Source organism: Clostridium sp. DFI.5.61 (assembly GCF_024462915.1).
GTDB lineage: Bacteria > Bacillota > Clostridia > Oscillospirales > Oscillospiraceae > Lawsonibacter > Lawsonibacter asaccharolyticus.
Genome location: NZ_JANGBZ010000015.1, coordinates 53,826 through 61,710 on the forward strand (window position 1 = coordinate 53,826; position 7,885 = coordinate 61,710).

A 7,885-nucleotide genomic window follows, 5' to 3' on the forward strand; every position below is an offset into this window, starting at 1 on the left:
CACTCCGCTCCGGGAGGACAAGGGGGGATCATGGGAATGGAAAAGCCCGGGCCGCAGTTGCGGCCCGGGCTCTGCGATCAGTCAGGACTGATGGTATAGTTGGGAGCTTCCTTGGTGATATAGATGTCGTGGGGGTGGGACTCCCGCAGGCCGGCGGCAGTGATCTGCATGAACTGGGCGTTCTGCTGGAGCTCCGCGATGCTGTGGCAGCCGGTGTAGCCCATGCCGGCCCGCAGGCCGCCCATCAGCTGATAGATGGTGTCGCTGGTGGAGCCCTTATAGGGGACGCGCCCCTCCACGCCCTCGGGCACCAGCTTCTTGTTGGACTCCTGGAAGTAGCGGTCCTTGGAGCCGTGATTCATGGCGGCCAGGGAGCCCATGCCGCGGTAGGTCTTGAACTGGCGGCCCTGATAGATCTCGGTATCGCCGGGGGACTCCTCGCACCCCGCCAGCAGAGAGCCGATCATGACCACACTGCCGCCAGCGGCGATGGCCTTTACGATATCGCCAGAGAACTTCACGCCGCCGTCAGCAATGATGGGCACACCATACTGGGCGGCCACGCAGGCGGCGTCATAGATGGCGGTGATCTGAGGCACGCCGATGCCGGCCACCACGCGGGTGGTGCAGATGGAGCCGGGGCCGATGCCCACTTTCACACAGTCGGCGCCTGCCTCGATGAGGGCGCGGGTGCCCTCGGCGGTGGCCACGTTGCCAGCGATCAGCTGGACCTCCGGGTAGAGGGCCTTGATGCGCTTGACGGTCTCCAGCACGTTCTGGGTGTGCCCGTGGGCAGAGTCCAGGTTCAGCACATCCACGCCGGCCTCCACCAGAGCGGATACCCGGTCCAGCACGTCGGCGGTGGCGCCGATGGCGGCACCCACCAGCAGGCGGCCCTTCTCGTCACGGGCGGAGTTGGGGTACACCTCCGCCTTCTCGATGTCCTTGATGGTGATCAGGCCCTTGAGGCGGAAATCCTTGTCCACCAGGGGCAGCTTCTCGATTTTGTGGCGGCGCAGGATCTCCTTAGCCTCCTCCAAGGTGATGCCCTCGGGGGCGGTGACCAGGTTCTCCTTGGTCATCACGTTGTCGATGAGCTGGTTCATGTCGGTCTCGAACTTCATGTCCCGGTTGGTGATGATGCCGATCAGCTTTCCGTTGTCACAGATGGGCACGCCGGAGATGCGGTACTTGGCCATCAGCTCGTCGGCCTCCGCCAGGGTGTGGCCCGGAGCCAGCCAGAAGGGGTTGGTGATGACGCCGTTCTCGCTGCGCTTGACCATATCCACCTGCTCCGCCTGCTGGCTGATAGACATGTTCTTGTGGATGACGCCGATGCCGCCCTCCCGGGCGATGGCGATGGCCATGCGATACTCGGTGACGGTATCCATAGCGGAACTGATAAGCGGGATATTCAGCCGGATTTTCTTTGTCAGATTGGTGTGCAGATCCACATCAGCGGGCAGCACATCGCTGGCGGCGGGGATCAGCAGCACGTCGTCAAAGGTAAGCCCCTGCTTGACAAACTTCTGGGAAGCGTCCTGGTTGACCATAGTTCACAGCTCCTTTTCTCTCCAATAGCAAGGAATGATGTTGGGATTTGAGGATCATATTTTTTCTATTGTACCCCCCGCCTCGCGGGCTTGTCAATGAATCTCTTCTCCAAATTTCGCGGCCGCTTCAAAGTGAGTTTTGCCCGCCTCGTCTACACCCTTCACAAAGTGCTGCCCCCCCTGTTCTCCCACCTCCAGAGTCAGCACATCACCTGCCCGGCTCTCTGCGGTGTATCCGATCTGGAGCTCGCTCAGAAAGCGGCTACGGGGCAGGCCCTCCAGCCGCAGGGCATCGCATACGAAGTCGGCGTAGCGGGTGTTGTTCACATGGCCGTTGATGTCGGTATCGCTGTACCCCATCCTCCGCCGGTCCCGCTCCTCCATCTCTCCAGGCATGCGCAGCTTGGAGAGGGTCAGCTGCTTGCACAGCCCGCCGCCCTCGGTCCCCTCCAGCTCCCGCATCTGGGACAGGCGGAGCAGCTTCCGGTCCTCCACACCAGCCAGCACCCAGGCGGACACCGCCTCGCCCACTGGGACGCCGCCCGCCAGCAGGTCAAAATCGCGGTACATCAGCGCCGTCTTACTGCCCCGGTGCCAGGTGCGCACCGTCACCTTCTCCTCCCACCGCAGGGGGCGGTCCAGACGGAACCAGATCCGGGCCAGCATCCAGAAAGCGTGGTACTCCAGGGTCTTCTCCCGCCCGAAGCCCCCGTCCTCCGCGGCCAGGGTGGCCGCCTCCTGGAGATAGCCCAGCACGGCGGAGGGCCGGCACCGGCCCCAGCCGTCCACATCCCGGCTGTCCACCGTCATCTCATATTCAAAAAACTGTCCCATGCCGTTTCACTTCTTTCCCCGGATCAATATGGTGTTTTTACAGCAGATGTCGTCGATGTCGTCCGCCGTAGCGGCCGGGATGCGCATCTGCGCGCCGCACTGGGCGCAGATGAGGTCGATGGAGCTGTAATTCACCTTCAGCTTCCATTCCCTGGAGCCGCAGGCGCAGGAGACACCTCCCCGGGCCGCGATGTCCTTCACCTCGGAGAGCACCTCGTGCATGACGATCTCGTCCAGGAACGCGGCTTTCTCCTCGGCCGCCTGCTCCTCCTTCAGCTTATCGGCCGCCCGCTCCAGCCGGGCCGTAGCGGCAAAGACAGGGCCCTCCTCCCCCACGTAGCAGCAGTCCAGGCCGGAGGCCGCGCAGGAGAAGGCCAGGGCCTTCTGGTGCAGGAAGGCGTGGGTGGAGCAGCTCACCCGGTGTTCCCGGTCGCAGAACAGGCAGGGCACCTCCAGGTCCACATGGTCGTCCACAAATTCCACCCGCAGCTCCGATCTGCCGCAGGGGCATTTGATATGGGCCGTGGCGGCAGCCAGGGAAAACAGGTCCCGCTCCACAATGACCGACTGACGGCAGGCGGGGCAGATATAAGCCAGGGTACGCTTTGGCTCTTCAACCGACATAACGAATTTCCTTTCTGTGGCAGTCCAGCCTCCGCCCCCGATGGGCCGTTTTCGCCGGACGCAGGATCTCTGATTTTTTATTATATCAATTTTTTCCTCTTTTTCAACTCCGTCAATTTCACTACACACTGGACAAAGCAGAAAAATATCATAAAAAAACAGAAATTTTATTCTTCCATGTCTTTCTGATATTCTAATATATCCCCTGGCTGACAATCCAGTGCTTTGCAAATGGAATTCAGTGTAGAAAAGCGGATAGCACTTACTTTACCTGTTTTGATTTTAGATAAGTTGACATTTGCGATGCCGACCTTTTCAGATAGTTCGTTTAGGCTTATTTTTCTATCTGCCATCATTCTATCAAGCCTTAAAATTATTGCCATATCATATCTCCTTTACAGCGTTTCATCCACCTCTTGCTGCAACTCACATCCATAGTCAAAAATAAGGGAGATACAAAACAGAACGAGGGCAAACAAACCACTCATGAAGAATTGTGAAAATGCCATTTTAAAGACAGAGAATGCAGAAAAAACAGCAAACACCAGGACATACAATGCTATTTTCCGTATCTGACTGGCTGTTTCAGCTGTAAAAGGAGAATTTCCTTTGCCGATACATCCAAACAATCTTTTGGCGTTATACAGGGCTAAAAAGATACAGATGAGCATTCCAAGACAGCAAATGAAAAAGAATGCGCATTGTCCAAAGCTAAGAGTTTGCCCTGCTTTAACAGCAGTTTCCCACGCCTGGTGGAACATTTCCGGCAAAAAAAGCCGGGCACAAACGATAACCACGATCCCTGCAAATAACGATACACTTAATACGCCGAAAACAATGCAGACGATGTTAAGAAGTATGGAGATAAAATGAGCATATCTTTTCAACGCTTTTTCTTTCATAAATAAAGGCTCCTTTCATTTCTTAACACACAGTATATCACTTAACATATTTTTGTCAATTATTTTTTAATGATAAACATAAAATAATTATCTTTTATCGTTTCAGATAAAGTAAAAAGGCTTTCAGGTCCCCCGCTTAATATCGCTGTGGCCAGAAGGGCGCCTCGGATCGAGTCAGCTCTCTTCCGTGCCCCAGCCCCGAACAAAATCGGAATTCTCCCTTGATGGCGGGTGAAAAATATCGTATGATGGAAAAAACGGGCCCTGTCCGGTCCGATCTTACTCTCTTCCGGCCGCTCCTCTACCGGTCCGGGAGGGCCAGGAGGCGATCCCATGTCTGTTGTCTATCTCCATGGCTTGGGCCAAACCCCGGCCAGCTGGGAGTCGGTGCTCCGCGTGCTGGGGCAGGAGTCAGGCGGCCTCTGTCCCGATCTCTTCGGTCTGATTCGGGGAAAGGAGGTCTGTTATGAAAATCTCTATCAGGCCTTCTCACGGTACTGCGGCGCCCTTCCCGCCCCCCTCACCCTGTGCGGTCTGTCCCTGGGCGGGGTCCTGGCTCTGCAATACGGGATCGAGCATTCGGACCGGGTTGGGGCCCTGGTCCTGATCGGCACCCAGTTCGTCATGCCCAAGGGCCTGCTCCGGCTCCAAAACGCCATGTTCCGCCTGATGCCCGGGTCCATGTTTTCCGCCAGCGGGCTGAGCAAGGCGGATACGATGCGCCTGTCCCGCTCCATGATGGCCCTGGACTTCCGAGGCTGCCTGGCCCGGCTCCGCTGTCCTGTCCTGGCGGTCTGCGGCACGGGGGACCATGCCAACCAGAAAGCCGCCCGGCAGCTCTGCCGGCTGGTGCCCCAGGGGGAGCTGGCCCTCATCCCCGGTGCGGGGCACGAGGTGAACACAGACGCCCCCGAAGCGCTGGCGGAGGTCCTCGTCCGGTTCTTACGCCCCCTCCCCTGACCCTTCCATCTCTTCTGCAAGGAGGTTTTCCATGACCCGAGTCCTGCTTCTCACCACCGGGGGCACCATCGCCTCCCGCCGGGGCGACCAGGGACTGGAGCCCCAGATCTCTGCCCGGGGCCTGCTGGAATATATGTCGGACCTGCGCGCCCACTACCACATCGACGCCCGGGACATCCTCAACCTGGACAGCTCCAACATCCAGGCTGAGGAGTGGCAGACCATCGCCCGGGCGGTGATGGAAAATCTGGACGCCTATGACGGCATCGTCATCACCCACGGCACTGATACCATGGCTTACACCGCCTCGGTGCTGAGCTACATGCTCCAGAATCTCACCAAACCCGTAGTCCTCACCGGCTCCCAGATGCCCATCGACAACCTGCTCACCGACGCCCGCAACAACCTCTATACCGCCTTTTCCGCCGTGGACTGCCGCATCCCCGGCGTCTCCATTGCCTTTGACCACAAGCTGATCCGGGGCTGCCGGGCAGTGAAGGTGCGCACCATGGGCTTTGAGGCTTTCGAGAGCGTCAACGCCCCCTATCTGGGGGAAGTTTTCGCCAACGGCATCCACCGCAACGAGAGCGCCATCCGCCCCGGCGACCCCAGCCGCCCCACCCGGCTGCTGGATCGGCTGTGCCCCGACGTCTTTCTGCTCAAGCTGATCCCCGGCACCAACCCGGCGGTCTTCTCCATGCTGATGGACATGCACTACCGGGGCATCGTCCTGGAGACCTTCGGCGCCGGCGGGATGCACTTTCTCCGCCGGAACCTGCTGGACCGGCTGGGCGAGCTCACTGCCCACGGGGTGTCGGTGGTGGCGTGCAGCCAGTGCCTCTATGAGTCCAGCGACCTGTCCATCTACGAGGTAGGCCAGCGCCTGCTGGAGTGCGGGGTAATCCCCGGCCGCGACATGACCACGGAAGCCGCGGTGACCAAGCTCATGTGGGCCCTGGGCCAGACCGAGGACCCGGCGCAGGTCCGCGATATCTTCGACTCCAACCTGGCCGGAGAGGTCACCCTCTAAAAAAGTTTTTCCACCAGCTGCTGCGCATGTCCCGTCCGCCGTATTTTGTCGGACGGGACATGCGCCTTTTTTCATATTTTTTCATTCTCGGGGCAAGCTACCTCTGATTTTCAACAGCACGGAGGTCCTTGACGCCATGACAACAAAAAAACTGGGCCGTCAAACGGTGGCCCTTGCCAACCCGCCCACCCTGGCCGGACACGCCAATGTAGTGGGCAAGAAGGAAGGGGAGGGCCCTCTGGCCAGCTCCTTCGACCTCATCGGCTCTGATGACACCTTTGGGGAGGCCACCTGGGAGAAGTCGGAGAGCGCCATGCAGAAGCAGGCCCTCGCCCTGGCGCTGGACAAGGCCGGCCAGGCTGCCTCCGCCATGGACTGGCTCTTTGCCGGCGACCTGCTCAACCAGTGCATCGGCTCCTCCTTCGCCGCCCGGGGGCAGGACATCCCCTTTTTTGGGCTCTACGGGGCCTGCTCCACCATGGGGGAGGGTCTGGCCCTGGCCTCCATGACCTTGGACGGCGGCTTCGGGGAGTGGGCGGCGGTGGTGGTCTCCTCCCACTTCTGTACGGCGGAGCGGCAGTACCGCCCCCCCCTGGAGTACGGAGGCCAGCGCACCCCCACCGCCCAGTGGACGGTGACCGGCGCCGGGGCCGCCATCCTGGCCCGGGAGGGGCCCGGTCCCTACGTCACCCACTGCACCCTGGGCAAGATCACCGACAAGGGGATCACTGACACCAACAACATGGGGGCCGCCATGGCCCCGGCGGCCTATGCCACCCTCACCGCCCACTTTCAGGATACCGGCCGGGGGCCGGACTACTACGACCTGATCGTCACCGGCGACCTGGGCAAGCTTGGGCGTGAGCTGCTGCTGGAGCTGTTCCGGCAGGACGGGGTGGACCTGTCCACCAACCACAACGACTGCGGTCTGATGATCTTCGATCTGGAAAATCAGGACGTCCACTGCGGCGGCTCGGGCTGCGGCTGCTCCGCCTCGGTGCTCACCGGCTATCTGCTCAACGGGATGCGGGAGGGCCGCTGGAAAAATATCCTTTTCTGCCCCACCGGCGCCCTCCACTCCCCCACCTCCGCCTTTCAGGGAGAGTCGGTGCCCGGTATCTGCCACGCCATCGCCATCTCCGCTGTCAAATGATCCCCGTCATGTCCAAGAAAAGAGGTCACTGATATGGAATATTTCAACGCGTTTCTCTGCGGCGGCATCCTGTGCCTGATCGGACAGCTTCTCATCGACAAGACGCCTCTCACCCCGGCCAAGATCCTAGTCCTCTATGTGGTCACCGGCGTGGTCCTGGGCGGCGCGGGCGTCTACCAGAAGCTGGTGGACTGGGCCGGGAGCGGAGCCACCGTCCCCCTCACCGGTTTCGGCTATCTGCTGGCCAAGGGGGTGCGCAAGGCAGTGGAGGAGCAGGGCTTCCTGGGGGCCCTCACCGGGGGTGTCACCGCAGCGGCGGGCGGCATCACCGCCGCCATCTTCTTCGGCTTCCTGGTGGCGCTGCTCTTCAAGTCCAAGCCCAAGAGCTGATTCCCCCGCTCTGGGAGCTCTTCTCCTCAGAGCAGGATTTTTCTGGCTTTTTCTCCACCTGTGTGCTACACTGGGCACGAGGTGATAAACATGGAGCTGCAATTTGAGCCTACCCGGGTCTACGGGCTGGACGGCGGGGGCCGTCTGGTGGCTGAGATCACATTCCCCTGCACTCAGCCCGGGATCTATACCATCGACCACACCTTTGTGGCCCCCTCCCTCCGGGGGCAGGGGATGGCGGATAAGCTGGTCCGGGCCGCCCTGGAGCAGATCCGCAAAAACGGCGGCACCCCCGCCGCCACCTGCACCTATGCTGTCTCCTGGCTGGAGAAACACCCGGAGCAGGCATAAAAACGCGCGAAAAAGCGGCGGAGCTCCCCCCAGTATGGCTTTCTCCACAAATGAAACGGCGCCCCGGGCAGGCCGCGGCGGCGCTGGG

Annotated in this window: 10 protein-coding genes; 5 read left to right on the forward strand and 5 right to left on the reverse strand. The window is 60.5% G+C overall.

Annotated elements, in window-relative coordinates; all coding sequences use genetic code 11:
* Nucleotides 1–77: 77 nt before the first annotated feature.
* The 5 genes from guaB to NE584_RS09555 form a co-directional block, all read right to left on the reverse strand.
* Nucleotides 78–1,553, reverse strand: a complete 1,476-nt coding sequence (gene guaB / locus NE584_RS09535; protein ID WP_050623761.1) for an IMP dehydrogenase — start codon at nucleotides 1,551–1,553, stop codon at nucleotides 78–80.
* A gap of 93 nt (nucleotides 1,554–1,646) precedes the next feature.
* The gene (locus tag NE584_RS09540; protein WP_108980759.1) at nucleotides 1,647–2,387 is read right to left on the reverse strand and encodes an acyl-[acyl-carrier-protein] thioesterase; all 741 of its coding nucleotides are present in this window, start codon (nucleotides 2,385–2,387) and stop codon (nucleotides 1,647–1,649) included.
* A gap of 6 nt (nucleotides 2,388–2,393) precedes the next feature.
* Nucleotides 2,394–3,011, reverse strand: coding sequence for a hypothetical protein (locus tag NE584_RS09545; protein WP_108980758.1), 618 nt, complete (start codon nucleotides 3,009–3,011; stop codon nucleotides 2,394–2,396).
* A gap of 167 nt (nucleotides 3,012–3,178) precedes the next feature.
* Nucleotides 3,179–3,394 carry a helix-turn-helix transcriptional regulator gene (locus NE584_RS09550; protein WP_050623758.1) on the reverse strand — a complete coding sequence of 72 codons (216 nt, stop codon included), beginning with the start codon at nucleotides 3,392–3,394 and terminating at the stop codon, nucleotides 3,179–3,181.
* A 12-nt stretch (nucleotides 3,395–3,406) separates the two neighbouring features.
* A complete protein-coding gene (locus NE584_RS09555; protein WP_108980757.1) occupies nucleotides 3,407–3,913 on the reverse strand; it encodes a DUF2975 domain-containing protein in 507 nt (168 codons plus the stop codon).
* A gap of 333 nt (nucleotides 3,914–4,246) precedes the next feature.
* On the opposite strand from NE584_RS09555, the gene NE584_RS09560 reads away from it, so the two are divergent.
* The 5 genes from NE584_RS09560 (at nucleotide 4,247) to NE584_RS09580 (ending at nucleotide 7,797) form a co-directional block, all read left to right on the forward strand.
* Nucleotides 4,247–4,873, forward strand: coding sequence for an alpha/beta fold hydrolase (locus NE584_RS09560; RefSeq protein WP_050623755.1), 627 nt, complete (start codon nucleotides 4,247–4,249; stop codon nucleotides 4,871–4,873).
* Nucleotides 4,874–4,904: 31 nt separating this feature from the next.
* Nucleotides 4,905–5,903 (forward strand): asparaginase, encoded by a 999-nt coding sequence (locus tag NE584_RS09565; RefSeq protein WP_050623754.1) that lies wholly within the window; start codon nucleotides 4,905–4,907, stop codon nucleotides 5,901–5,903.
* Between the two features lie 136 nt (nucleotides 5,904–6,039).
* The gene (gene spoVAD, locus NE584_RS09570) at nucleotides 6,040–7,056 is read left to right on the forward strand and encodes a stage V sporulation protein AD (protein ID WP_256182685.1); all 1,017 of its coding nucleotides are present in this window, start codon (nucleotides 6,040–6,042) and stop codon (nucleotides 7,054–7,056) included.
* A gap of 33 nt (nucleotides 7,057–7,089) precedes the next feature.
* Nucleotides 7,090–7,446, forward strand: a complete 357-nt coding sequence (gene spoVAE, locus NE584_RS09575) for a stage V sporulation protein AE (protein ID WP_050623752.1) — start codon at nucleotides 7,090–7,092, stop codon at nucleotides 7,444–7,446.
* 90 nt (nucleotides 7,447–7,536) lie between these two features.
* Nucleotides 7,537–7,797, forward strand: a complete 261-nt coding sequence (locus NE584_RS09580; protein ID WP_108980755.1) for a GNAT family N-acetyltransferase — start codon at nucleotides 7,537–7,539, stop codon at nucleotides 7,795–7,797.
* The last annotated feature ends 88 nt before the right edge of the window (nucleotides 7,798–7,885 follow it).

Excerpts from the sequence above, each read along its gene's own strand:
- guaB (WP_050623761.1), bottom strand. The coding sequence starts at position 1,553 with ATGGTCAACCAGGACGCTTCCCAGAAGTTTGTCAAGCAGGGGCTTACC.
- NE584_RS09540 (WP_108980759.1), bottom strand. The coding sequence starts at position 2,387 with ATGGGACAGTTTTTTGAATATGAGATGACGGTGGACAGCCGGGATGTG.
- NE584_RS09545 (WP_108980758.1), bottom strand. The coding sequence starts at position 3,011 with ATGTCGGTTGAAGAGCCAAAGCGTACCCTGGCTTATATCTGCCCCGCC.
- NE584_RS09550 (WP_050623758.1), bottom strand. The coding sequence starts at position 3,394 with ATGGCAATAATTTTAAGGCTTGATAGAATGATGGCAGATAGAAAAATA.
- NE584_RS09555 (WP_108980757.1), bottom strand. The coding sequence starts at position 3,913 with ATGAAAGAAAAAGCGTTGAAAAGATATGCTCATTTTATCTCCATACTT.
- NE584_RS09560 (WP_050623755.1), top strand. The coding sequence starts at position 4,247 with ATGTCTGTTGTCTATCTCCATGGCTTGGGCCAAACCCCGGCCAGCTGG.
- NE584_RS09565 (WP_050623754.1), top strand. The coding sequence starts at position 4,905 with ATGACCCGAGTCCTGCTTCTCACCACCGGGGGCACCATCGCCTCCCGC.
- spoVAD (WP_256182685.1), top strand. The coding sequence starts at position 6,040 with ATGACAACAAAAAAACTGGGCCGTCAAACGGTGGCCCTTGCCAACCCG.
- spoVAE (WP_050623752.1), top strand. The coding sequence starts at position 7,090 with ATGGAATATTTCAACGCGTTTCTCTGCGGCGGCATCCTGTGCCTGATC.
- NE584_RS09580 (WP_108980755.1), top strand. The coding sequence starts at position 7,537 with ATGGAGCTGCAATTTGAGCCTACCCGGGTCTACGGGCTGGACGGCGGG.